Source organism: Solibacillus sp. FSL K6-1126 (assembly GCF_038003445.1).
Lineage (GTDB): Bacteria > Bacillota > Bacilli > Bacillales_A > Planococcaceae > Solibacillus > Solibacillus silvestris.
The window spans coordinates 3,279,368-3,305,403 of record NZ_JBBOPD010000001.1; the positions used below are offsets into that span (position 1 = coordinate 3,279,368).

The following is a 26,036-nucleotide window of genomic DNA, read 5'->3' on the forward strand; positions in this document are numbered from 1 at the left end:
AGATGATAGAAATTTTATATAAAGGCAGGGTAGGAACACACAATGAATAAAAAACGTAAATGGGGCATTGGCTTCAAAATAACGAGTGGGTATATTATTCTCATAATATGTTTAATCGTTTCGGCGCTTGTCTTAAATAACCAAATAACAAGTTTACAATCAGAACGAAACGGCGTCATTAAATATGATTCCCAAATGCGCATGATGTCAAATAATCTAGAACGTCAAATTCTTAATATGGAATCCTCCTTACAACGTTATTTAATTACAGATGACGAAACTCATCTTGATAAATTTAATGAAGAACTCGCAACATGGGAAGCTTCTTATGAAGAACTAAGCACAATTGTACAGGACTTTTCAAGTGGCCAAGAGCAGTTGGAAGTGATACACAGCGGTATCGAAGATTGGATCAATAATATTGGACAGCCTTTATTGAATGCGATACTTGCTAATAATAATGAAGAAGTACTTTCGACGTTTGATGGAATGCAAAGCAGTGTGGCAATCAGTGATTTACAGCAAAAGTTCACTGCATTCCGTACTTTTGAAACAGACGCAATTCAAGTAAAAGTTGCGGAGCTTAATGACCAAAATACGGCGTTAACATATAGCCTTTTTGGAATTTTAACATTAATCGCGACGGCTACAATTATCATCTTCACAATTATTTCTCGTAATATCGCAGGGTCGATTAACGAAGTAACCGATGCTATCCAAGATATGAATGCATCAGACGGGAAATTACGGAAGCGAATTACTGCTAAGACGAACGATGAAGTGAAAGATCTCGTACTGGCAACAAATTCACTTCTAACCACATTGGAGAACCGTCAATGGTTCCAAACAAACTTGGCCGAGGTTGTAACAGCCTACCAAGGTGTCGATACACTCGATGAATTAGGTGAAGTACTGCTGAACTCGTTGACGACACGTACACATTCGGTATATGGCGCATTTTATATTCAAGATATCCGCAATAAAAACAAATTCAATAAGATTGCTGCCTTTGCGGAAACTGGCGACAATGTCGGACGTGAAAGTTTTGAAGTTGGACAAGGCTTCATTGGACAGAGTGTGAAGGAAAAACGGATTTTAAGCTATGATAATAAAGATAATAGCTTCCACTACTTAGAAACAGCACTTGGTAATATTCCAATTTCAAATGGTATTATTGTGCCAGTATTTTTCGGGCAGGAAGTCGTAGCTGTTTTTGAATTAGCTTCACTAAAACCATATAGCCAACTGCATCGTGACCTAATTAAAGAAGTCGTTGTACATTTAGGCGTAACGATTAACAGCATCATCGGTCGTATGGAAGTCATTCGTCTTTTAAATGAATCACAGGCGATGACGGAAGAATTGCAAGTTCAGTCAGAAGAGCTACAAACACAATCTGAAGAACTGAAAATGCAAACAGAAGAACTAACAACAATTAATGAACGTTTAGAAGAACGTACACGTGACGCGGAACAGAAAACACATGAGCTGGAAAAAGTACAGGTTGAGCTGAGACAAAGTGCAGAACAGCTTCGCCAAAGTTCGAATTACAAATCCGAGTTCCTGGCGAATATGTCGCATGAATTGCGAACACCGCTTAACAGTATTTTAATCTTGTCTGAAATGCTCGCGGAAAACCATGAAAACCATCTATCTGATGATGAGCTCGAATATGCAAAAGTCATCCATGATTCAGGTGAAGATTTACTGAACCTGATTAATGACATTCTCGACTTATCAAAAGTGGAAGCCGGAAAAATGGATTTATGGTTCAGAGAGATGGATGTATATGAAATACCACAGCATATTCAAAATTTATTTATGCCGATAGCCAATCAAAAAGGTCTGGAATTATCGGTGGATGTCGCAAATGATCTTGCGGAAATCTTCCATACCGATGTGAAACGATTCCATCAAGTATTAAATAACCTGCTTTCCAATGCGTTGAAGTTTACAGAGGAAGGTTCGGTAACAGTTAAAGTGGATCGAGCACGTATTACACCGGCCATGAGACAGTTAAGCGACACATGGATTACGGTGAGTGTGACAGATACCGGTATCGGTATTCCGAAAAACAAGCAAAATATTGTATTTGAGTCGTTCCAGCAAGCGGACGGTGCTACTGTTCGTAAATATGGCGGAACGGGATTAGGCTTATCAATCTGCCGTGAAGTAACAAAACTTCTTGGCGGCTGGATTACTTTATCAAGTACTGAAGGTCAAGGTAGTACATTTACTGTTTACTTGCCAAGCTTACCTGATGGAAATGCTGCCCAAACGAACATTGCTGTACAGGAGGCTGTTTATACAGATGCTGCTCCGGCAATGGGTGTATCGAAGTCAATATTTGATGAAAAGCATATTTTGATTGTTGATGATGATTACCGTAATATTTACGCATTGCGCCAGGCATTGGAACATAAAGGTGTTCATATTCTAGAGGCATCAAACGGCGTAGAATGTCTGAACATTTTACAGACGGCGACACGTGTTGATGCTGTATTGATGGATATTATGATGCCTGAAATGGACGGATATGAAACAATGGAGCGTATCCGCAAAGATTTACAATTACATGAGCTGCCGATTATTGCATTAACAGCAAAAGCGATGAAGCAAGACCAAGATCGTGCATTTGAAGCAGGGGCTTCCGATTATATTAGTAAGCCTTTAAACTTGGAACAACTATTCTCCGTACTAACGGTATGGCTCACAAGTGGGGAACGTTTACGAAATGTATAGAAAGAAGTTAGAAGTCCGCTTATTATTGGAAGCGGTATACTCATTATCAGGATTTGATTTCCGAAAGTATAATCAACAATCAATATTACGACGGATAGAACATCGGATGCGGATTAACAATTTTTCATCAATATCACAATTAACCGAATCGATTATTTACGATAAAGAGTTACTAAAAGTATTACTGAATGATTTCTCGATTAATGTGACAGAAATGTTCCGGGACCCCTCTTTCTTTAGGGCATTCCGGGAAGAAATCGTTCCTAAGTTGAAGCAGCTTGATAAAATCCGGGTATGGCATGCAGGCTGCGCAACGGGTGAAGAAGTTTATTCCATGGCCATTCTGCTGCAGGAGGAAGGCTTGCTGGACCGCACGATGATGTATGCGACTGACATGAATGAAGATGTGCTGGAAAAAGCACAGCTTGGGGCCTTCCCTCTTCATAAAATGCAAGCCTATACGAAAAATTATATTTTAGCAGGCGGAAGAGAAAGCTTTTCCCAGTATTATAAAACGGATGACAGCTTTGCTTCTTTTCATCCATACTTAAGCGAAAACATCATGTTTGCCCAGCATAATCTGGCAACGGATAAATCGTTTCAGGAATTTGATATTATCATTTGCCGTAATGTGCTCATCTATTTTACACCGGATCTGCAGCATGAAGTACACCATCTCTTTTACGATAGCTTAGCAATAAACGGATATTTGGGTTTAGGCGATAAAGAAACATTGCAATTTACGCCGCTCGTTTCCAAATACCGTACCATTAACGCAACAGAGCGAATCTATCAAAAGAGGTTGTAGTAAGTACTTTTAGTTACTCAATATATAGGAATCGAAATAAAAATGGCACATCTTTTACGGATGTGCCATTTTTTATTTCGTATTAAATTATTTCTCCATAGCAAAAACTCAATTTTTCTCTCACAGAAAAATTGAGTTTTTATATTTAAAGACTTATTAATTAATCTAGTTTCCTTAACTATTGGCGCGCAATAATAATACACACATATCATCCGGCTGATTATGTTGCAGTTCACCCTTCAATAAGTAGTCAATCGGTGAAATGTCCGTCGACCAGTGTCTACTCGCAATTTTACATAGCTCTTTTTCAGATTCCAGATCACACGGACCCATTGCTTCCAGAACACCATCTGTAAAGAGGACAATTTGGATAGAAGAATTATATGGTATAACTGCTTTTTCAATTTTGATATCTTCCACAAATCCTACCGCATAGCTCGTCGACGTAATCGGTACTGTCTTTTCCCCGTCTACTAGTGCATATCCTTTCGGATGCCCTGCATTTACGTATTCCACGGTCTTTTGCTTCGTATCGATAATAAAATACACACCAGTGAAATAGTACAATATATTTTCTTTTTCATTTTGCAGTAAATTCATATAACGATTCAATTCTGAAATAACACGCTTAGGGTCTGTCAGCTTCTTAATTGCCTCACGCAAAACAGATGAAATATACATACAAACAAGCGATGCGGACACACCATGCCCCATCATATCCAATAACATGACAGCATAGCGATCTTCATCAAGCTTGTCCCAATAGTACAAGTCTCCGGCCAAATTCGATGAAGGTAAGTAAGAAGCCGTAATCGAGATATCCGGTTCATGAACAGGCGGACTTAATAGACTTTGTTGGACACGGGCTGCCAGATCCAACTCACTTTGAATAATCTTTTCCTGATTTGTATGCCAGTCCAGTTCTGATTTCAACCGTTTCCCTACACGTATACGGGCTAATAATTCTATTCGATTAATAGGTTTCGTTATGTAATCAATGCCGCCAACGTCCAAGGCTTCCGACAGCTTCGACTTATCTTCAAGAGCGGTAACGAAAATCACCTGGATATCTTTCCATTGTGGATTTTGTTTTAATATACGACAAGCTTCAATTCCATCCATCTCCGGCATCATAACATCCAATAAAATAACATTAACGTCATAGCACTTAGGGGCATTGGATGGATCTAGGTAGTCAAACATTTCTTTTGCAGATTGTACGGAAACAAACTTCTCATAACCATCACTTTTCAATATTTTTTCAATAACAAAGAGGTTAACTTGGTTATCGTCTACAACAAGAATGGTCATTACATCAACTTCTCTCTACTTTTTTAGATAAAGCATAATTCATTGCCCGTTACACCTAATTATACAGAAAACGACAGGTAAATGAAATGAAGAGGCTTTTTTGTCGATATTTCAGTCTATAAGTCTCATTAACTTTGTACTATGTATAATATTAAGTAAACGATAGGCTTGTTCTGAAAGCTTCTACCTGTCTCTTTTTCTGCATGAACGAACAGTACTTTATACCGAACAATTTATATAATTATCCTCATATATGTTTCCCACAAAAGAGAGATGGGTAAACATATAAGTTATGTTTTTTTTGAGAAATATTGCATAAAGTATTCTTTAAAGGGAACATAGGAAAAGGATAGGATGAATAATATTTTGGTTCATGCCTCTCCATATAATCTTATCTATTGCATTTACAAGAGTACCCATATTATGATGAGCATAATTTAAAGAAAAGGATTCGATTTGATGAAAGAAATTTTGCTTATTCTATTATTACAACTGCTCTATGTTCCTTTATTTACTCTGCGGACAATTTTTTTAGTTAAAAATATTACAACGCTCGCATCACTGATCGGAATTGTTGAAATGCTCATCTATGTGTTTGGTCTGTCTCTTGTTTTCAGCGGCGATCAAGGTTTTCTTGCAATGGTCGTGTATGCAGTCGGGTTTGGTCTAGGGATCATTATCGGGACGCGCATCGAGCAAAAGCTTGCGATTGGCTATATATATGTAACGATTAATACACAAATCCGCAACGAAGAGCTGATACAAGTTATGCGAAATGAAGGGTTTGCGGTAACGACATACGTTGGTGAAGGCCGGGATAGTCAACGATACAAATACGAAATTTTAACGAAACGGAATCGTGAAAAGGAACTATTTATGCTTGTTCAGCATCATGAGCCGTCAGCCTTTATAATTTCTTATGAACCGAAGTCGTTTAAAGGCGGTTTCTTAGTCAAACGAATGAAGCAGCATAAGAAGCATAAATAAAAAAGTCCAATGAAGAAAGTGCAGTGTAGCGCTCCCCCTTCATTGGACTTCTCATTTTATTTCACTTTTTGAGCTGTCACTTTTTCCAGTTCCTGCCCTAAAAACTTAGCAAGCTGCAGCATTGCGTACTTTTCTTCTTTTGCCTCTGCATCCGAATTATAGTTCGTATTTGTATTGACATCATACGTAAATACTTCGCCTTTTGCATTGCGGATGAATTCAATGCCTGCTACATCAATTCCGCTGTCTTTCAGGAAATTCGCATAGTTTTCAAGCAGCTTTGTTTCGTTATTTTCGACAATTTCGAATTTTGCACGCTGCTCTTTCGGCTCTTCCCCTACAGGACAGAACAGATCGCCAATTTGGCATACATCTGCCGGACAAAGCTCGAACCCTTCGGATGTGTCCACTTGTACAGAGTAAAAATACTCGCCGCCAATAAATTCAACACGTGTAATATAAGATTCAGGTGACTCGATGTATTCCTGAATCAGCACAATGCCATCTACAGGCTCTTCATAATCCGGCTTCGCTAAATGCTCTTCCAATGCAGCGATCGAATAAAATAGCTGAACACCTAATCCTTTGCCTGCACGATTATGCTTCGTAATAAACGGTACGATATTCAATGCTTTTGCAGCTTCAACAACTTGCTGTTTCCCAACGGCAGCAATTGTTTTCGGTGTTTTGATTCCGTGCTTTTCCAGTGCTGTATACTGCTTCACTTTACTTAACTCTAAACGCAATGCATTACTGCCATTCAACACTTTTCTTCCGTGGAATTCCAGCCAGTCCAGCACTGCTCCTGTCAGTTCAGGTGCGTAACGGTGATTACGGGTATGTGAAGAGGCACTCATTCGATTATAAAATACACCTTCTGGAGGAGCCTCTGTTAAGTTAACAATCCCCTCGTCCAAATGCCATGATTCATATGGTAAGTTTAATTCTTCTAAACGATTTACTAAGTGACGCGTCCAATCATCATTTTCATGGATTACATAGATTTTTGCCATCTGCCATTCCTCCAATATTCATGCTTATGCTTTTACACAGAATTTTTCAACTTTAAAAACTATACTCCCATCATACATTAATTCATATGAAATTAGTATGATTTGTAATCGTGTAATTAATAAATTTTAGGCTGAAAATAAATAAAAACCACCAGTTGAACTGGTGGTTTTCTCTGCTCCATAACAATAAAAGAACTCCATAGCGTTAACTAAGGAGTTCTCTTAACGTGAATACTCTGCTACTTTATTGCGCCCTGCCTGTTTTGCTCCGATATACAGTGCACGGTCGGCATTGCGTAAAAGCCCTTTCGTTTCATCCGTGTCATCCGGGACATTTGAAACACCGATACTCACTGTAATAAACACCAGCTCTTTCTGACCGGCTTCGGCTAAATCGGATTCAATTAAAAATGGTGTTACTTCTACACATTGACGAATTTCTTCACCTAATTGGACTGCCTCATCCTTCGTCCTATGCGGTAAAAGCATGACAAATTCCTCTCCACCATACCTAGCTAAAACCGCTTCTTCCGGAACAAAGTTTTCTAGTAGCTTAGCAAAATTTTGAAGGATGATATTTCCCGCATGATGGCCATACGTATCATTAATCCGTTTAAAATAATCAATATCCATCATTAATAATGAAAACTGAAGATGAGGATTCGCCTTAATCCGCTCTTGCTCTACTAATAGCATCTTATCTAAATAATGATAATTATATAGACCTGTTAATGCACATGTCTCACTTTTCTCAACTGCCGCGCTTAAGTATTTCGCTTTTTCCAGAGACACGGCAAAATACGTCGACAGTAAGTGAACGATATCCATCTGATACTTTTCAAATGCATTCTTTTTGCGTGCCGTTAAAATTAATGTTCCTTCCGTTTTTTGGTTACGGTGTATTGGAACAATCATGACACTATTCATATCAAGCGGGAGGAAATCCGGCGCATCTTCTTCCCACTCTTTTGCACTAGAGAATACCTTTTTGTCTTCTGTTTGGAAGCAAATATGAATAAATGAATCGCGGATTGAATCTGAATCAGCCTGAATTTCGATATCTTTTCCATCTACTCTTGCACGCAAAATCACATATTTTCCTTGAATATTATCGACAAGATACATTGCATCATGTGCAAAGAGCTGACTCACCCGGTGCATAAACAGTTCAATAATTTGCTGTGCACTTAACCTGTCTGCCAACTCATGACCAAACTCGCTTGCTTTACTGAGTGAATAGTTGACCCGTTCCGAAATATTGTACATTTTTGCAACAAATGTTATCGCAAAAAAAGGAATACCGAGCAGGAAAATTGCTGGTGCACCTATATCATTAATCAGGATGACTAATGTAATGGCAAACGGGATCGTAATGGTTGCGCTGCCGTAATCCCATAATATATGTTCACTGAAAAACTTTTCGTTTTCACCTGTAAAGCGATCGCGTACATATAAAATCGTATGGTTGATAAACAAATGGAACCCGACAAATACCGTTCCGTAAAGCAGTAAATGCGTTAAATTCGAATTCCCTACTTCAAACCCCGCTAAATGAACAATGCCTGCAGCGAAAAACGACGTATAGGCAAACATCCAAGAAGTAAAGATGATTCGGTAAAACGCATCTTTATGGTTTCTCATCTGGTAAATAATCGGTAAAATACTTAATTGGACAATCAGCATTTCCGCCCCTACGCCGTACAGCAAAAAGGCTGCCAATGTGACCCATTGTGAAAGAATAATCGTCGTATTTCCTATTTGAAATGGAATTGCTGTTGTGATGAGCGCGAATATCGATAAATACACAAAAATTTCCCAGTCGATCGGCTGATTTGGAAACAGAAAATATAAGCCGTACATGAGGGGTAGCCCAGTAGCTAACCAAAGCAATAATACGTTCTTTTTCGTTCTTTGATTAAATTCCATACTTGCCCCCTCCCTTTTAACTGAAATGTCTGATAACAATTATTATATCATGTCTATTAAGGAATGTAGCATGTTTTACTTCCTAATTTTTTATTTCTATTATCCTAATATTTAGAGAATTGCTAGGTTTTTAGCTATAGCATACTGTAAAATAATAACATAATATTACGATTATTCAATAAAATTATTTGAATTTAGACAAAAAATGTAAATTGTTTTATTTTGATTGTTGGATTACTTTTTCTACACTGTTCCATATATAAATCTCTTCCTCTAATGTCTTACCTGCTATACTTAATTGTACAGTTTTGACATACTCAGCCCCATAATATTGGTAAAACTGTTTTGTTTTATTGTCTGCTAATACATCCACATATACTTTTTGATAGCCTTGTTCTAATAAGGAAGTCATGATTTGATTTAATAGCTTTTTCCCAACGCTTTGGCCATGCCATTCTTCAAGTAAATAAATCGAAGTTAAATCACTTGCTCCAACTTCTTTATTTGTACTACGTGTGCCCCCGGTAACAAAGCCTATAATTATATTTTCATTTTCTGCTACAAAAATCGTATTTGTTTGATCTGAAATATTATTTTCCCACAGTTTTGTACGTTGTTCATAGCTTAATTCATCTAAAAAGCTTTGGGGAATAATGCCTTTATATGTAGTTCTCCAACTATCAACATGCACTTTTGCAATCCCCGGTGCATCGTCTCTATTTGCTTTTCGAATATTCATCCCATCTCTTCCCTTCTATATTACAGTATTTCAAATTGCTCCACTTCTCCTGTTTGCATATCTTTCATCTCATATCGTTTTGTGTGAATTTCATTTTCTCCTAAAATGATTACTTTCCGGATATTTTCACGGTTTGCCTTTTCCATTGCTTTCCGCAATTTCTTACCACTCAGTTCAACTTCTACACGATTTCCCTGCTGACGTAATTGCCATGCTAAACGCAGTGCTTCCTTTTCCGTATTTAATGGAATAATAAAAATATCCACCAACGCCTGATCTGCACTATTTTCTCTTTGCTCCATCGCTGTATAAATAACATCCAAACCAAATGAGATACCTACAGTCGAAAACTCTTCCTCTGAACCGATCAATCCTCCAATTGCATTATCGTAACGGCCACCGCCTCCAATACTTGATTTAATTGCACCATCTTTTAGAAATAGCTCATAAATGGAACCTGTATATATCTCCAGACCTCGAGCTAGAAATGGGTTAAACACACAACTTTCACCAACATTTAAAACTTGTAAATAATCCTGCAGCTCGATTAATTCTTCATAGCCTTGTTTAATTAATTCATTTTCCTCTCGGTACTTCTCAAAATAGGCAATTGTCGGATTGGCATTTAAAAATTGCTTAATTAACTTAATCGTTGAAGGTGAAAGGTTCTGTTCTTCCAGTTCTTTCAGTAAAGTAACTTGGTCTATTTTCTCCATTTTGTCCAGTATGAGAATGACGCTATTTATTTTTAGTTGAGGAACTTTAAAGTATTGCAATAACCCTGCCAATAGCTTGCGATTATTGAATTGAATCAACATCTCAATATTTAGCTTGTTAAAAGCATCGATTGTCATCACCATCAGTTCAGCTTCTGCAGACTGTGACTCGATACCGACTACATCCACATCGCATTGAGTAAATTCTCTAAATCTCCCTGCTTTAATCGGTCCATCCCGAAAGACTTTTCCGATTTCATAGCGCTTAAATGGCATTGAAAGCTGTGGATTCATCGCAATTACTTTCGCAAAAGGTATCGTCAAATCATAACGAAGCGCTAAATCGCGTTCTCCTCGATCGGTTAATGTGTACATTTCCTTTAATATTTCAGCCCCGCCTGCATATTTGGAAGCCATTAACTCTGTATAGTTTAATATCGGCGTCTCCAATGGCTTACAACCGTACAACATAAACGTATCTTCTAAAGTGCGCCGAATGTTGCGTCTTACAACTTCCTGAGCCGGCAAGTAATCCTGTGTTCCTTTTACATTTTGATAGTCCATTTTTTTCATACGAATCCTCCTGTTTTTGAGAAATAAAAAAATCGTATAATGATAAAGCTCCAAAACGGCTTTATTATACGATTCAATGCGAAAAAGTCTTCCTATTCATTATTAAAAATTTAATAAAGATAGCAAGACTACTTAGTATGAAGATGTAATTGTGCAAACTGCTGTTGAGTATAAATGAACCCTTTCATAAAGTTTCCCCCTTTTTAATTACTACACTATACTGCATGCTTCCAGATTGTGTCAACTAAAGTTTCAGAATTTTCTTTTTATAGTTGGAGAAGTACTCATCTAATTTGAGGTGTTCTAATATGACTTTACGATTTTCTAATAACGCTTGGATTTTTTCTAATATCCCCAAGTTATCTTCTAATAAAATTTCGATTACCCATAATCTCCCAAAAATTATTAATTTTCTGCATATTTTTTTTATTTCATTTATTAAATGACAAGTATACGTTAAAATTGAAAATGTTGGAGGTCGAACCTCTACATAATGTATTTAAAGTAAAGGACTGATGAAATGAAAAGAAGATGGTTGTTTTTGATGAGTCTTCTCGTTGTAGTCGTGCTCTCTGCCTGCTCACAGAAGTCAGAGGAAGAGAAAAAGGAGCGGGTGAAAATTGGGGTCATGCTGTCAGATGCAGGACTTGGTGATCAGTCGTTTTCAGATATTGCTTTTGAAGGTCTCGAAAAAGCACGCGATGAATTAAATATAACATTTGATTACCGTGAACTTGAATTTACCGGTACATATAAGCAAGGGCTGGAAGAGCTCGTTGAGGAAGGTCAGGATCTGATCATTGGAATCGGGTTTACGGTCCAGGAGGATATGGAGGCCGTTGCCGCTGCCAATCCGGACGAGCAGTTTTTATTGATCGATGCTGTGTCGGACTTGCCGAATGTTCATAACATAACATTTAAAGAAGATGAAGGTTCCTACTTACTCGGTGCACTCGCTGCGATGAAATCAGACAGCAATACAATCGGATTTATCGGTGGTGTTGAAAATGAGGTAATCGAACGTTTTGAAACCGGTTTTAAAGCAGGTGCCAAACAAGTAAATCCTGATACAGAAATGCTATCCGTTTATGCGGGGAATTTCGGTGATGATCAGCTTGGTGCCTCCATTGCACAGGATATGATTGAACAAGGCGCGGACTTTATTTATCCCGCTGCAGGCTTTACAGGTGTTGGCTCCATTTTAGCGGCACAGAAAGCCGGTGTATATGCATTCGGTGTGGACAGCGATCAGTTTTTCCTTGCAGAAGATACGATTGTTTCTTCCATGCTGAAACGGGTAGATACAGCTGTTTATCAGGCAATTAAAGAAGTTTCGGAAACGGGGACCCTTTCGGAAAAAGATAAAGTGCTTGGCATTAAAGAAAATGGTGTAAGTCTAGCACCAATCCGTGTCGTGAATTTAACTGCACAGGAACAAAAGCAAATTGAAAACCTACAGCAGGAGCTTGCGGACGGGCAACTGACGATTAAGTAGAAGAAAGGGTCGTACAACAGTGAAATTAAAACAAAAAATATTAATATTGGCATTGTTACCGCTAATATTAGCTGTCTGTATTATCGCTTATAATATTAGTCAGCTTATGAGCCTGAATGCATCAACGGAAGAAGTGGTGGATTCCTTGGTTGCTGTTGAGGAATTAAACAGCTCGGTACAAAGCCTGCAGAAATCATTGAGCGTCTATTCGATCAATGTGTCTGAAAACAACAAGTATAATATTGAAACAGATTTAGCACGAACAGAAGAAATTTACAATAGTCTGCAAAGCAGTTTTTCAACAGATCGCCAACGTCAGATTAGTGCACAATTTGAAGAAAAATTCACTAAAATTGCTGAAGCGACTACAGCTTCCCTACAGGAAACAAATGTGGCGGAAATTAAGCGCCAATCCCAGCGTACACGAGGAATTGTCAATGATGTCATCGAGTTGAAACGTGATGTCAGTGCAAACTATACCGCAATGCAGCAAGAGCTTGGCAATAAAATTAATGCCATTACATGGATTTCCATTATTTCAGCGATCGCACTGATTATTGTAAGCGTTGTATCGGCCCTGTATTTTACAAACAGAATTGTTGGCCGCATCAGTCGATTAACTGCAGGTGCAAAAGAAATTGCTGCAGGGAATTTAAATGTGCAGTTTGAGGATAAAGAGTCTGACGATGAAGTTGGCGAACTGCAGGTTTCATTCCGCCAAATGACCGGCAACTTAAAGGAAATCATTACACATGTTTCGGACAGTTCAGATCAGGTTGCAGCATCTGCCGAGGAACTGATGGCCAGTGCCGATGAAACAATGCTTGGCACAGAACTGATTTCCACTTCCATTCAAAATGTATCGGATGCAGCGGACAAGCAAAAAGAAATGTCGAACGCCTCTGCCTCCTTTGCACAAAAAGTATTAGAAGAAGCTGAGGAAATTGCGAATCAGGCGAATCAGGCAACAACATTGTCTAATTCAACAAATGAAAAAATTGAAAAAGGTTCGGTATATGTTGAAAACACTGTATCTCAAATGAATCTCATTCAATCAACAGTCGATGAAACAGCTGATTCTTTAACACTTCTTGCTAGCCGTACGACTGAGATCGTCAATATACTAAAGCTTGTACAGGATATTTCCGATCAGACGAACCTGCTTGCCTTGAATGCTGCAATCGAAGCAGCGCGTGCGGGTGAAGCTGGTAAAGGCTTTGCTGTTGTCGCGGATGAAGTGAAAAAACTGTCCGAGCAGACGAAGCAGTCGGTATCCGATATTTCGCGAATTGCCGTTGAGATTGAAAATGATACGACGACAACCGTTGCATCTATTCAGCAAGTGAAGGATCGCGTCAATGCGGGGATCACAATTTCGTATGATACGAAGGCAACATTTGATGAAATTATGGCTATTATCGGTCAAGTACAAAACCAGGTAACCGAGATTACAGCTGTGTCTGATAGTATTCATTCGAAAATGGCAGCTGTATCAGAGCAATCACTGCAAATGGCGGCAGTCTCCGAAACTACGGCCGATAATGCCGTGTCGGTCGCATCCGCTTCAGAAGAGCAGCTTGCCTCGATGTCAGAAGTAAATACCGCAGCAGGTTCCCTTGCCCATCTTGCCGAAGAGCTGCAAGGTATTGTGGCGAAGTTTAGAACTTAATTGTATGCCGAAATCCTTTTATAGGGTTTCGGTTTTTCTTATGGGGTTAGGTGGTTTTATTATTGGGATTCTGGTTAAATTTATTAGAAGTTTTCTTTTAATGGACTTCTGGTGCGAGATGTTTGCTTATGTACCGGTTTGCGGGATATGGTTTGCTATTTTATTAGAAGAGTTGCGCATGATATTAGAAGATTGCGATGGGTTATTAGAACATCGACAAAGTTTATTAGAAGTTTTCAATAGATGGGCTTTTGGCTGAGGTAGTTTTCCTTGTTTTACGGTATGTGGTTTACGGTTTGGTGTTTTATTAGAAGAGTTGCATCCGATATTAGAAGATTGCACCGTGATATCAGAACATTCACTGACTTTATTTGAACATCTCGGATACTTATTAGAACAACGGGCACTTATATTAGAAAATCCAGCTTTTATTAGAACATTTTTCGCTATATTAGAACAACCCGGCAATATATTAGAAAATGCACCCCAGAAACTTAATTCCATACATTAAACTGGAATATGACGAAATATCCTACTTAAAACAATAGAAATATTACTTAATGCCAAAACTTTAATTTAAGACTAAATAAGTATTCCCTCTTTTTAAAAGTAAGTCTTAAGTACTTTGAATTTAAACCGAAGTTATAGATATATTTTAACTATGACATTCGGAGGAAAATAAATATGAATATTGGAAAGAAACTGTTCGGTAGTTTTGGTATCGTTATTGTAATTCTTATTTTTCTTTCAATTTTTTCTGTCATTAAAATGACTGAAATCGATGAGGATTATTCGTTCCTCATTGAAGATCGAGTATATAAAGTAACGGAACTATCGGAAATCCAAAATGCGACATCATTACAAGGGCTGTATATCCGCTCTTATGTTTTACGTCAGGATTCAGCTGATTTAGAAAACCTTACTACTCAAAGAGAAACAATTGCAGAAAAAATCGGTGAAATCGAAGGATTATTTAGAACTGCTGATATGCAGGAACAAATTAATACTTTAAAAGAAAATCAAGCTTTATATAATGACTATGTTTCTCAAGTTATTGACTATATAGATAACGATGAATTTGAAAAAGCTAATAATATGCTATTTGAATTCGCGGTACCTGCTAACCGCTCGATTCAGCAAACAATCAACAGCATTGTTGATGTTCAAAAGGAACAAATGCATACAACAAGCGACGAAACAACAGCAAGTGCAAAAATCAGTAAAACACTCATGATTACCATTTCCGTTATTGGTATTTTACTTGCATCATGCTTAGCCATCTTTATTACACTCAACATTACTCGCCCTTTACACAGATTAACAAATGCGGCACATGTGATTGCGAACGGTGATTTACGAGAAGAAGATGTTCATGTGAAAACAAAAGATGAGATTGGCGAACTTGCGGCTGCCTTTAATGCAATGAAAGCCAGTCTTTCCAGCTTAATCAGTAATGTATCGTTGAACGTTTCAAGTACAACAGCTGCTTCAGAACAGCTGGCGAGCAGTACCGATGAAGTGTCGGCTGCTTCTGCTGACATTGCAAAACGTGTGGAAACCGTTTCAGAAAGCGGTAGTAATTCTGCAGCAATCGGTAATGATTGTGCTGTTGCTATGGATGAGACAGCTCAAGGTGTAAGCCGAATCGCTGAAGCCGCGCAAGTATTGAACTCTCATGCGATGGATATGCAGACAATTGCAGGAGAAGGTGGTCATACATTACAGACAGCCGAACAGCAAATGTCGGTTATTCAGCAATCTTCTTATGAAACAAAAGAAAAAATTAAACAGCTGAGCAGACAATCTGCCGAAATCGAGAACATTACAAAAGTGATTACGGATATTACAGATCAGACAAACTTGCTTGCTCTAAATGCAGCAATTGAAGCAGCCCGTGCAGGAGAACATGGGAAAGGGTTTGCCGTTGTCGCTGACGAAGTGCGCAAACTGGCAGAGCAATCGAAGAGCTCGGCATCACAAATTGCCGGCCTTACATCGACAATTCAAAAAGATACGAGAGAAGTTGAAGAAAGCGTCAATACAACAGCTCAAAATGTCGATCAAGGTGTTGTCTACTTACAAAATGCGCAAGTTTCATTTAATCATATTGTCGGGTCGATTACAGAGATGACTGCTCAAATTCAGGAAGTTTCTGCATCGTCCGAACAAATTTCCGCAAGTACCGAGGAAGTTGCAGCGTCTATTGCTGAAATGGCTCATGCAGCTAACAGCGCTGCCGGTGAGATTGGCATTGTCCTATCAGCAGTTGAAGAACAAACTGCTACAATGCAGGAGATTAACGAGGTCGCCCAATCATTGAGTGAAGGCGCTGTCGGAGTTCAAGAACAAATCAATCTATTTAAAGTGTAGTAAACATAAAAAACGCAAAAGCTGCAAATCAGCTTTTGCGTTTCTTAGTATGATTGGATTCTACTAACTTAATCCAACGTGTTAATCTGCTTGTACCATTTTAACTAGCACACTTGCCAATGCTTTCTTTTCATTTTCATCTGCTACTTTCCATAATTCTTGCAGCACTTTTTCTTCACTGTTTCGAGGTTCTTCGTTTTTAGCTAAATGATCCGCTACAAACTTGGCACCTTTTGCCAACATATCATCGCTCAAACCTAATCGTTCACCTTTAGCAAGCTGGTCGTTCAAATAACTTTTGAACGTTGAAAAACTTTCTAAAATCTGATCTTTTTTTTCAGGAGATAATTCTTCAAGTTTTTTGTTAATGTTATTCATTTCACTCATTTTGTAATTCCTCCTAGATTGTGTTTTGGCGTTCCCCTAACAATTACCCGCCTTATTTGTAATTAAACTTTATTTTAATAAAAGCTATTATTTTGAACTACATAACGGTGATTGTCCGGTCTTTATCTATTTGTTTGTATTATTTTCGGTTTTTTCGATATGTTCCATAATTCGTTTATGACGACGGACATCCCGCTTCGTAATAGGAATGACTTCATGTCGGATCATTTTAAAGAAGGATACAATGAGTAAGAGCATGACGACAGTAAAAGGAAGGGCTGATATGAGGGAAGCTGTTTGCAATGCTTCGAGCCCGCCTGAAAACAATAGTACACTTGCAATCGCAGCGATTAATACACCCCATATTACTTTTAATCGATTATGAGGGTTCATTGTCCCTTTATCCGTCATACTTGCCATAATAAATGTAGCTGTATCTCCTGATGTAATAAGGAAAATAACAATTAAAACAATCCCTAAAATCGAGGCAATCGTTGTTAACGGAAGCTGTTCCAGCATAAGGAACAAGGCGACAGTCAGATCAGTATCAACTGCTTCGGCGATTGTTGTGCCTTTGTTCAAATCAAAGTAAAGTGCTGAACCGCCAAATACCGCAATCCAGAAACAAGAGATAACCGGCGGAATGATTAAAACGCCGACGATAAATTCACGGATTGTACGCCCTTTCGATACACGTGCTACGAACGATCCGACAAAAGGTGACCAGGCAATCGCCCACGCCCAATAGAAAATTGTCCAATCCTTCACCCACGTTCCCCCTGCATACGGCTGCAAACGTAGGCTATACTGTACGAAATTCGTAATATAATCACTGATTGCTAAAACGAAACTTTCCAATATGAAAACTGTAGGGCCTGTAACAAAAACAAATACTAGTAAAATCAAGGCCAAGTACATGTTTACATTACTCAATATACGAATCCCCTTTTGTAGACCGCTTATAGAAGATGCCATATATCCAATGAAAACTACCCCTATAATTGCTAACTGGACCCAAATGGAAATCGGTGTATTAAAGACGGCATTTAAACCACCATTCGTTTGCAGAACACCTAATCCGATTGACGTAGCAACACCCATTACTGTAGCAATAACAGCCAATATATCAACTGTATTTTTAATGCCCTGATTTGTTCCTGTGACAGGCTCTAACGCCGTAGATATTAACAAATCTCTTTTTTTGTTGAATTGCATATAGGCCATAACTAACCCAATGATCGCAAATACGGACCATTGGCTAATCCCCCAGTGGAAAAAGGCATAGCCCATTGCAAGACGGGCCGCATCCGTTGTTTGCGCCTGGACATCATTAAATGGCGTTTTAAAGTAATGACTCATCGGCTCGGCCACACCCCAGAAAACTAACCCAATTCCAAGGCCCCCTGCAAATAATAGCGCAATCCATGTATGGAATTTAAATTCCGGTTGTGCATCTTTTCCTCCTAAACGGATTTTCCCGTACTTGGAAATAGCCAGCACGAAAAGAAATACAATAATAATAAAAACGGAGAGCAAGTAAAACCAGCCAAAATAGTCGGTTGTTAAACCAAATAAATATGTAGCAACATTACTGAAGGCTTCTGGTGCGATGCTTCCAAAAATAACACAGATTAATATAAATACTGCTGAAACTGTAAATACAGTATTCGAAAAATATTTCCCTTTCATATGTTCACCTCTTTAAATACATTGAAGAGAAATTACCCATATTATGCTATTTTTAAACATCATTACAAAGGCTGTTACTATTTTTATATAATTATTTCGGCTTTGCTCATTGGATTCTTCGCTAAATTTTATTATTTACCAAAATACCAAGCCGACGCATTCGTATAGAAGATTTTATCGCTGGCTTGTTCATCAAAAAGTTGCTGGATCAGCGTAATGTCCGCAATTTCAAATGGTCGTTTTGCCCGGGTGGACGGCAAGTCCGTCCCGAACATAAGTGCATCCGGGTTAATGCTGTAAATTTCCGGCAGTGCTTTTTTTACATCTAATTCTACTCGGCCAAAACCGGTCGCTTTCACACGTACCCCTTTATCGACCAGCTTCAGTAAATGCGGCAGCCCTTCTTCCGATAACCCTAGATGATCGATCGAAATAGCCGGTAATTTCTCAATCGTTGCAGCAATTTCAGGCAATTCTTTCGCATCGATATACAGCTCGCTATGCCAGCCGACTAGTTCATGCACACGTCTCGCAAAATAATCGAGCTTCGATAAATCTTCCGAGCCACCGCGTTTAATGTTAAAACGCAATGCCCTCACACCATTTTTATGCAATGCTTCGATTTCTTCGTCTGACACTGTATACGGCAATTGTGTCACGCCGCAAAATGCCGGACCAAGCTGCTTTAGCGAATCAAGTAAATACGTTTGATCAAATCCTTGAAATGACCCTGAAACAATTGCCCCGCTTTGAACCGATAAATCTTTTGTTTCTTCGCTATATGCTGCAACGTCATATCTTGGCGGCATATAGCCCTGACTTTCGATAATCGGAAATTGATAATCGATAATATGAAAATGCGCATCAAAAATTCTCATTTCTCTTCTCCCCCCTTTTGTTTTTACTATATATTTTTTTCCAACAGATGTCTCATGTTGGCGAGGATGTTTTATTAGAACAGTTGGTACGGATATTAGAAAATGGCGGCTGCTTATTAGAAGATTGGAGTGGTTTATTTGCACTTCTGACGGGGTTATTCGAACATTTGGCTATTATATTAGAACTTCCGGTTTTTATTAGAACCTTTTTTGTGATATTAGAACAATTTAAGATTTATTAGAACATCTAGGAGGAACCTGGCACCCTCTATAAAAAAGACTGTAAGGAATTAACCCTACAGCCTCTTGTTCCTTATCTATTTCATATACAATTCGACTAATTCATAGCATCTTTCTTTTGTTAACTGGGCTTGTGTGCTTACATACTGTAAAGTTTCCATCGATCCGCCTTTATATTGTAAGGCGGCCTCTTTTGCCTTTTCGTCGCGATATTCCAGCCAGTCATGCTGCTCTTCTCTTAGTTTGCTCATGTCATTAGGTGGCAAGGTTTTCTTTAGATCTGCGTAGATTTCATTTAATAGCATATCCCATTTCGAGAATATTTCTCCTTCTGCTGCTGTCATTTCTACTTGTATTCCTTGATCGAAAATTTCATCAAACTCTTTCACACTTTTTTCTACCTCCGCTAATTTAGCGAGGTACTTTTCCTTCAAGCTGACAGGTGTATCTTCGGGTTCTCCAGGTGGAGGATTTCCTTCTTCGTCACCATTTGCGGAATTTTGTTCAAAGTTCTCTCTAATGCTTTTATTAATTTCCAGTTCGGCTTCTTCAATCATGTTCTCCAGCTTGGTTTTTAAATTGGTTTCCAATTCAGGATTTTCCAGTAGAGTATGAGCTTTTTCTAAAACGCCATCCCAATCAGCATGGCTTCTTGCTTCCTCTACTTCTTTAAATTCCAGAAGCTGTGCGTATAAATTTTTTGTTTCTTCGTCGATTTGGCTATCCCCTGAATTTTGCTCTATTAATATTAACGCTTTATCATATTCTTCATTTTCCAACGCTACAATGACTTTGTCTTTTAGTTGTTCCTCGCTTTCGGTACCGCAGCCAACTAACAATAAGCAAACGGTAAACATTCCTAATAATTTCTTCATGTTGTTTCCCCTCTCTCTATTACAGGCTACTATTTAAGGGCAATTCAATAAAAACTTCTGTACCTTTTCCGTATACACTATTCACCTCGATTGTCCCGCCGTGCTTTAAAATAATCGTACGGGAAATCGCTAATCCAAGTCCGGCACCAACGGATTTCACATCAGCTTTATAAAAAGAATTCATAATATGCTGTAGCTGTTCTTCCTTTATTCCAATTCCTTCATCCCGAATTATACAAATTGCCTTCCCGTTCGATTCGTATTGCTTAATAACTATTACGCTGTTATGAGGCGAAAATTTAATCGCATTTTCGAGTGTATTCAATAAAACTTGCCGGATTTTATCTTCATCGGCGTAAATAGAAACTGGGGTACTGTTCAGATTCATGCGGATATTCTTTTCATTTGCTTTACTTTGCAACTGTAATGTCACTTCTTCAATCAGTGTCGCATAGGCAAACTTTGTCGGGTGTAGCTCAATGCGGTTTGACTCATATCTTGAGAAATTCAGAAGATCCTCCACCAATTTTATAAGGCGATCGGATTCACTGTTAATCATCCGTAAACCAAAGTTGATTTCTTTTTCCGTTAACCCTTCCGGTGACTCCAGCATTTCAGCCCACCCTTTTATTCCTGTCAACGGTGTCCGAAGCTCATGAGAAATCGAGGAGATAAAATCATTTTTTAACTGGTCCGTTTTGACAATCTCATCCGCCATATAATTCAGTGTTTTTGACATTTCGCCTAATTCAGCCGGATAATCTTCCTTGATTCTTTTTTCGAATTGTCCTTTCGCCATTGTCTCTGTAAATTGAATGATTTTATTAAAGGGCTTTACAATAGACTGGGCAAGCTGAAGGGCTACGAGAAAGACAATTGCCGCAACTCCAAAACATAGCAAGATTCCGTATCCTAACAGGCTTTGTATGAGAAGATTGGTCTCTGTTAATGACGTAGTATAACGAAGTACGCCTATCACTTTGTCGTCCAACAGCAACGGGATATACATAGCCAAAACTTTCTCTTCTGTCCGTTCAAGCTCCTCCTTTTCATAATAAGGGCTATAGGAAGAAAAGAGATTCGGATCCACTGTATAGCTGATGTCTTCATAAAACCCTGTAGATGACTGGATCATTTCACCGTCACGATTCAACAGCTGCAATTCCGCACCGTCATACTCATAGCTTTTTATAACGAAGTCACCGAAATCTTTTATCCTGTCGGAAGTAAGCTCGATTTCATTTGCCCACCTAGGATGGATCGCTTCAACATGTTGTTGAAACGTATTGGCGATTCCTTGGTAATAATACTTTGTCAATGCACCCCAAAACACTGTCATCACAAGGGTTAACGTCAAAATAATGATAATCATGAAATAAAGAATGACTTTACGTTTCATTCGTTAACCTTCCATAGGTATCCGCGTCCCCATTCAGTACATAAATACATTGGGGAGGAAGGATCTTTTTCGATTTTCTGACGAATTCGTCTAATATTGACATCCACTACTTTTAATTCGCCTACATAATTTTCGCCCCATACAGCATCCAATAACTCATCTCTTGTAAACAATTTGTTTGGATGTCCCATTAGAAAATGCAGCAGAGAAAATTCAGTCGGTGTCAACTTCACTACTTCATCAAAACTGTAAAACTTGTTATTTTTTAAATCCATCTTGAAGTCCCCGGAAATCAGCATATCAGTCATTTGGGATGCTGCTTCGTCAGCGACATTCATCCTCCGCAAAAGCGAAAAAATTCTCACTTCCAATTCCTGCAGACTAAATGGTTTACATAAATAATCATCTGCCCCTATCACAAGGCCCTCTATTTTATCCTTCACTTGTGTTTTGGCCGTAATCATGATGATGCCTACCTTTTGATTCACTTTCCTAATCTCCTGGCAGACCGTAAATCCATCGATTCCCGGCAACATTAAATCGAGCAAAACCACATCAAAATTCTTATTTCGAAATAATTCTAATGCCTGTTCGCCTGATTCGGCTTCCATCACTTCATAGCCTTTCTTTCTCAAACTTAATGAGACAAAACTGCGAATGGATAGTTCATCTTCAACAACTAGGATGTTTGTCATATTTGCCCTCGCTTAAAACTCGTATTGTTCCAAATGAAATACTTCAACAGGAAAATCCGGGTGTTCTTCTATCGTAGAATAATAAATCGTGTCTTTCGTTTCTTCTAATATTGTATGAGCAGAATCATGTGCTTCGTTATTCGTCCATTTCACTTCATACAGCAGATCATTGTTTGCAAGTGATACAAGTTGGATTCCGTTTTCTATCGACTTAATGGTCACTTTCCCGTGCCATTTTTCCGGAATATCTATATAAAAAGTATGTTCAAGGTTGGTAGCCCGTTCTGTTACTTTTTTAGAAGTACCGTTGATTGAATAGGTGACATAGCGCACGAGATATGGGGTTTCAGTTGAATCTGCTTCTACCCATCCTTCCGGCAAATACGTTTCACCGACTTCAATTATGCCGTCTTCATTAAGATCTGTACTATATAGAGACAGCGATTTAAATGGGAGATCCCCTTGTTCACCGCCTACCTTTATCAGGGCTGAACCGTCAAAAGCAATAATTTCAGTGATCATGGAGTTCACACCAATTGCACTATCAATAAATAATGCGTGATTCCCATCATTTAATTTTCCGCTCTTCATTCGCTGATGAAATGCATAGCTGTTTAAAGTAACTGCAGATAGGGATACTAAATCCCCTAATTCATAGTGAAATAATTCGGCGGTATACGACGCTCTTCTTTCACCATCCACAAGAAGAAGTTCCAATCTTTCATCAGTATTATAATTTGAAATATCAAGCCCTTCATAACTGCGTTCGACCGTCTTTTTCAAGCTTCTGTCCTGCCATACATAAATAATCATCTGTTTTTTCGTTTCAAACTCACTTTCTCCTAAACCGAGTACTACTTCCATTACACCGTCTTTATCTAAGTCATGAAGTCCAAAATAATCGATTGCCTGCCCATTTGATTCAACCTTCGTCGCTTCCCGCCATTCATTATCTTCTTCTTGTAAAACAACAACATGAACTTGCGATTTCTGTTGTGGATTTCTGTATAAAACAATGGCTTCTTGCTGTCCGTCACCATCCAGATCCTCGATAAAAATGGACTGATTTTTGTCGCTTTGCACCGGTGTGACGAGTTCACTGGAGGGTGGCAACAATATCTTTAGCTGTTGTTCCAGTTTCCTTTTCTGTTCGTCTTGCTGCTCTGGTGAAATAATTAAATCATTTGGGGATTTTACAAGATCGCATCCAGCAAGCAATGTGATCATTAAAATTATTAACCACCCAATGCTTTTTCTCATGTGCATACGCACCCCTTACTTTCTCAACACACTATCAATTAGAATAAGTTTATTATATAGCCAACTTCTATGGAAAGAGTTACAAAAAGGTTACAGTTCATTTTGCTAATGACACACTTTCCTAATTATTAGGTAACTATCCTCCTGTATTTTACAGATCCCTCTTTAAGTCCATGTTAATTAATATAAAAAAAGTCGAAAGAACCAGAGCAATTGGTCTAATTGAATCAAATTGTCCATCAATTGTTGACGAGTAATGGTTTAAGGCGTAGCATAACCGTTACAACATACTGATAATGATTATCAATATCATTAGTTGATTTGTTGATAATTGAATGTTTATTAAAGGAGGTTTCAACCCATGTTGAAAGGTTTTACACCGTGGCCTGCTGATCGAGCTGAATTTTATCGAGAGACTGGTTGTTGGGTAGGTTTAACTTTCGGCCAGATGCTCGAAGACCGTGCTCGTCAATTTGCTGACAATGTGGCAGTTATAGATGATAAACGATCACTTACATATGCACAGCTTAATGAGCGTGTGGACCAGTTGGCAACCGGTCTTTTACTGCTTGGGATTCAGAAAGAAGATCGTGTCGTTGTACAGCTTCCGAATGTGGTGGGTTATGTTGAAATTGTATTTGCCCTATTTAAGATAGGTGCACTGCCTGTCTTTTCACTTCCCTCTCACCGTTCCAATGAGATTCGCTACTTCTGCGAATTTGCGGAAGCGAAGGCTTATATCGTAATGGATCATTTTGGGGGCTTTGACTACCGTGGTCTTGCGCGAGAAGTTCAGCACGCAGTTCATTCGCTGGAGCATGTCATCGTTCTTGGCGAGGCGCAGGAGTTTGTGTCATTTGATTCACTATTCAGTACACAATCTACTGAGTTTCCTGAGGTTAGAGGGAGCGAAGTAGCATTCTTGCAGCTATCTGGCGGGAGTACAGGAATTTCCAAGCTGATTCCGAGAACGCATGATGAATATATGTACACGATCAGGCTGAGTGTTGAACAATGCCAGGTGACAGAAGATACAGTATTTTTGGTTGTTCTACCGGTTTCTCATAATTATCCGATGAGTTCCCCAGGTATATTGGGAGCCCTTTATGCTGGCGGTAAAATCGTTTTAAGTTCTTCGCCTAGTCCGGATGTTGCATTCCCGCTTATTGAAAAGCACCGTGTGACAATGGTACCGCTTGTTCCGTCCCTTGCCCTGCATTGGCTGGATGTGAAGCCGAATCATAAGGATGATTTATCGAGCTTGGAAGTCATGCTTGTTGGCGGCTCGAAATTCAGTGCTGAAGCAGCGAAACGTGTGCGTCCTGTATTTGATTGTCAACTGCAGCAAGTATTTGGAATGGCGGAAGGTTTGGTCAATTACACACGATTGGATGATCCTGATGAAATTGTCATCTATACACAAGGTCGCCCCATGTCCCCTTATGACGAGGTGAAAATCGTGGATAACGAAGACCAGGAATTGCCAATTGGCGAGACAGGACATCTGTTGACGCGTGGGCCATATACGATCCAAGGGTACTATAAAGCGCCTGAACATAATGAAAAAGCGTTCACAAAAGATGGTTTTTACCGGACTGGTGATATTGTCCGATGCACGAAAGATGGTTATTTAATCGTAGAAGGCCGAGCAAAAGATCAAATAAACCGCGGCGGGGAAAAAATCGCGGCGGAAGAAGTGGAAAATATGCTGCTTGCCCACCCTGCTGTCCATGATGCGGCAATTGTCGGGATGCCTGATTATTTTATGGGTGAAAAAAGCTGTGCCTTCATTATTCTAAGAAATGCGGATGTAACGAAACGCCAGCTAAAGTCATTTTTGCGTGAACGTGGGCTGGCTACTTATAAAATTCCGGATGAAATCTTATTTGTAGAGCAATTTCCATTGACCCATCTAGGTAAAGTTTCGAAAAAGGATTTACGCCTTTTACTTGAACAGCAACTGCAACATTAAAATACTGAATATTAAGAAAAGAAGGTTGATAATATGGCAATTCAAACTGATTTTACAATGGAACAGCTGCGCGAACTTGTTGCTCAATATGTGACAGAACCGATTGATACGATTTCGGATGAAGATTATTTACTGGATGTCGGGATCGATTCTATCACAATGATGACAATTGTTGAAGAACTCCGTCAAAAAGGCTTTGCACTTACATTCATACAGCTTGCCGATGAGCCAACAATCTACGGGTGGCATCGTCTGATCAAACAATCGATGGCAGATTACGGAGGTTGAGTCG

Annotated in this window: 20 protein-coding genes; 8 read left to right on the forward strand and 12 right to left on the reverse strand. The window is 38.9% G+C overall.

Annotated features, from left to right (window positions below; genetic code table 11):
• Positions 1-42: 42 nt before the first annotated feature.
• Together MHH44_RS16375 and MHH44_RS16380 are read left to right on the forward strand one after the other, a co-directional pair.
• A complete protein-coding gene (locus MHH44_RS16375; protein WP_340799052.1) occupies positions 43-2,742 on the forward strand; it encodes an ATP-binding protein in 2,700 nt (899 codons plus the stop codon).
• On the forward strand, positions 2,735-3,550 hold the full coding sequence (locus MHH44_RS16380; RefSeq protein ID WP_008406059.1) for a CheR family methyltransferase: 816 nt from the start codon (positions 2,735-2,737) through the stop codon (positions 3,548-3,550). The genes MHH44_RS16375 and MHH44_RS16380 overlap by 8 nt, the downstream gene beginning before the upstream one ends.
• A 174-nt stretch (positions 3,551-3,724) precedes the next feature.
• On the opposite strand, the gene MHH44_RS16385 is transcribed toward MHH44_RS16380, so the two are convergent.
• Entirely contained in the window at positions 3,725-4,861 is a 1,137-nt protein-coding gene (locus tag MHH44_RS16385; protein WP_008406060.1) for a SpoIIE family protein phosphatase, read from the reverse strand.
• A 459-nt stretch (positions 4,862-5,320) separates the two neighbouring features.
• On the opposite strand from MHH44_RS16385, the gene MHH44_RS16390 reads away from it, so the two are divergent.
• Complete coding sequence (locus MHH44_RS16390; RefSeq protein ID WP_008406062.1) at positions 5,321-5,848, forward strand: DUF2179 domain-containing protein; 528 nt, start codon at positions 5,321-5,323, stop codon at positions 5,846-5,848.
• A 56-nt stretch (positions 5,849-5,904) separates the two neighbouring features.
• Here the strand turns inward: MHH44_RS16390 and MHH44_RS16395 are convergent, their stop codons facing one another.
• The 4 genes from MHH44_RS16395 to MHH44_RS16410 all read right to left on the reverse strand — a co-directional run bounded on the left by MHH44_RS16395 (position 5,905) and on the right by MHH44_RS16410 (position 10,815).
• Entirely contained in the window at positions 5,905-6,861 is a 957-nt protein-coding gene (locus MHH44_RS16395; RefSeq protein WP_340799053.1) for an ATP-grasp domain-containing protein, read from the reverse strand.
• Positions 6,862-7,083: 222 nt separating this feature from the next.
• Entirely contained in the window at positions 7,084-8,787 is a 1,704-nt protein-coding gene (locus MHH44_RS16400; protein WP_008406064.1) for a sensor domain-containing diguanylate cyclase, read from the reverse strand.
• A gap of 217 nt (positions 8,788-9,004) precedes the next feature.
• Entirely contained in the window at positions 9,005-9,526 is a 522-nt protein-coding gene (locus MHH44_RS16405; RefSeq protein ID WP_340799054.1) for a GNAT family N-acetyltransferase, read from the reverse strand.
• 20 nt (positions 9,527-9,546) lie between these two features.
• Positions 9,547-10,815 carry a histidine--tRNA ligase gene (locus MHH44_RS16410; RefSeq protein WP_340799055.1) on the reverse strand — a complete coding sequence of 423 codons (1,269 nt, stop codon included), beginning with the start codon at positions 10,813-10,815 and terminating at the stop codon, positions 9,547-9,549.
• 520 nt (positions 10,816-11,335) lie between these two features.
• Between MHH44_RS16410 and MHH44_RS16415 the strand changes: the two genes are divergently transcribed.
• The 3 genes from MHH44_RS16415 (at position 11,336) to MHH44_RS16425 (ending at position 16,349) form a co-directional block, all read left to right on the forward strand.
• A complete protein-coding gene (locus tag MHH44_RS16415) occupies positions 11,336-12,310 on the forward strand; it encodes a BMP family lipoprotein (RefSeq protein ID WP_041865698.1) in 975 nt (324 codons plus the stop codon).
• A 19-nt stretch (positions 12,311-12,329) separates the two neighbouring features.
• Positions 12,330-13,979: a methyl-accepting chemotaxis protein gene (locus MHH44_RS16420; protein WP_340799056.1), complete on the forward strand. Its 1,650-nt coding sequence runs from the start codon at positions 12,330-12,332 to the stop codon at positions 13,977-13,979.
• Between the two features lie 684 nt (positions 13,980-14,663).
• Positions 14,664-16,349 (forward strand): methyl-accepting chemotaxis protein, encoded by a 1,686-nt coding sequence (locus MHH44_RS16425; protein WP_340799057.1) that lies wholly within the window; start codon positions 14,664-14,666, stop codon positions 16,347-16,349.
• 81 nt (positions 16,350-16,430) lie between these two features.
• On the opposite strand, the gene MHH44_RS16430 is transcribed toward MHH44_RS16425, so the two are convergent.
• From MHH44_RS16430 to MHH44_RS16460, 7 genes are all read right to left on the reverse strand, one after another.
• Entirely contained in the window at positions 16,431-16,736 is a 306-nt protein-coding gene (locus tag MHH44_RS16430) for a DUF3243 domain-containing protein (protein WP_008406077.1), read from the reverse strand.
• 126 nt (positions 16,737-16,862) lie between these two features.
• A complete protein-coding gene (locus tag MHH44_RS16435) occupies positions 16,863-18,425 on the reverse strand; it encodes a BCCT family transporter (RefSeq protein ID WP_340799058.1) in 1,563 nt (520 codons plus the stop codon).
• Positions 18,426-18,556: 131 nt separating this feature from the next.
• Positions 18,557-19,303: an amidohydrolase family protein gene (locus MHH44_RS16440; RefSeq protein WP_340799059.1), complete on the reverse strand. Its 747-nt coding sequence runs from the start codon at positions 19,301-19,303 to the stop codon at positions 18,557-18,559.
• A 317-nt stretch (positions 19,304-19,620) separates the two neighbouring features.
• Positions 19,621-20,418, reverse strand: a complete 798-nt coding sequence (locus MHH44_RS16445; RefSeq protein WP_340799060.1) for a lysozyme inhibitor LprI family protein — start codon at positions 20,416-20,418, stop codon at positions 19,621-19,623.
• Between the two features lie 19 nt (positions 20,419-20,437).
• Positions 20,438-21,817 carry a sensor histidine kinase gene (locus MHH44_RS16450; RefSeq protein ID WP_340799061.1) on the reverse strand — a complete coding sequence of 460 codons (1,380 nt, stop codon included), beginning with the start codon at positions 21,815-21,817 and terminating at the stop codon, positions 20,438-20,440.
• A complete protein-coding gene (locus tag MHH44_RS16455) occupies positions 21,814-22,512 on the reverse strand; it encodes a response regulator transcription factor (protein WP_008406124.1) in 699 nt (232 codons plus the stop codon). The genes MHH44_RS16450 and MHH44_RS16455 overlap by 4 nt, the downstream gene beginning before the upstream one ends.
• Positions 22,513-22,524: 12 nt before the next feature.
• Positions 22,525-23,772, reverse strand: coding sequence for an FG-GAP repeat domain-containing protein (locus MHH44_RS16460; RefSeq protein WP_340799062.1), 1,248 nt, complete (start codon positions 23,770-23,772; stop codon positions 22,525-22,527).
• Positions 23,773-24,133: 361 nt separating this feature from the next.
• Between MHH44_RS16460 and MHH44_RS16465 the strand changes: the two genes are divergently transcribed.
• Positions 24,134-25,744, forward strand: coding sequence for a (2,3-dihydroxybenzoyl)adenylate synthase (locus MHH44_RS16465; protein WP_340799063.1), 1,611 nt, complete (start codon positions 24,134-24,136; stop codon positions 25,742-25,744).
• Positions 25,745-25,777: 33 nt separating this feature from the next.
• The gene (locus MHH44_RS16470; protein WP_340735536.1) at positions 25,778-26,032 is read left to right on the forward strand and encodes a phosphopantetheine-binding protein; all 255 of its coding nucleotides are present in this window, start codon (positions 25,778-25,780) and stop codon (positions 26,030-26,032) included.
• Positions 26,033-26,036: the final 4 nt, after the last annotated feature.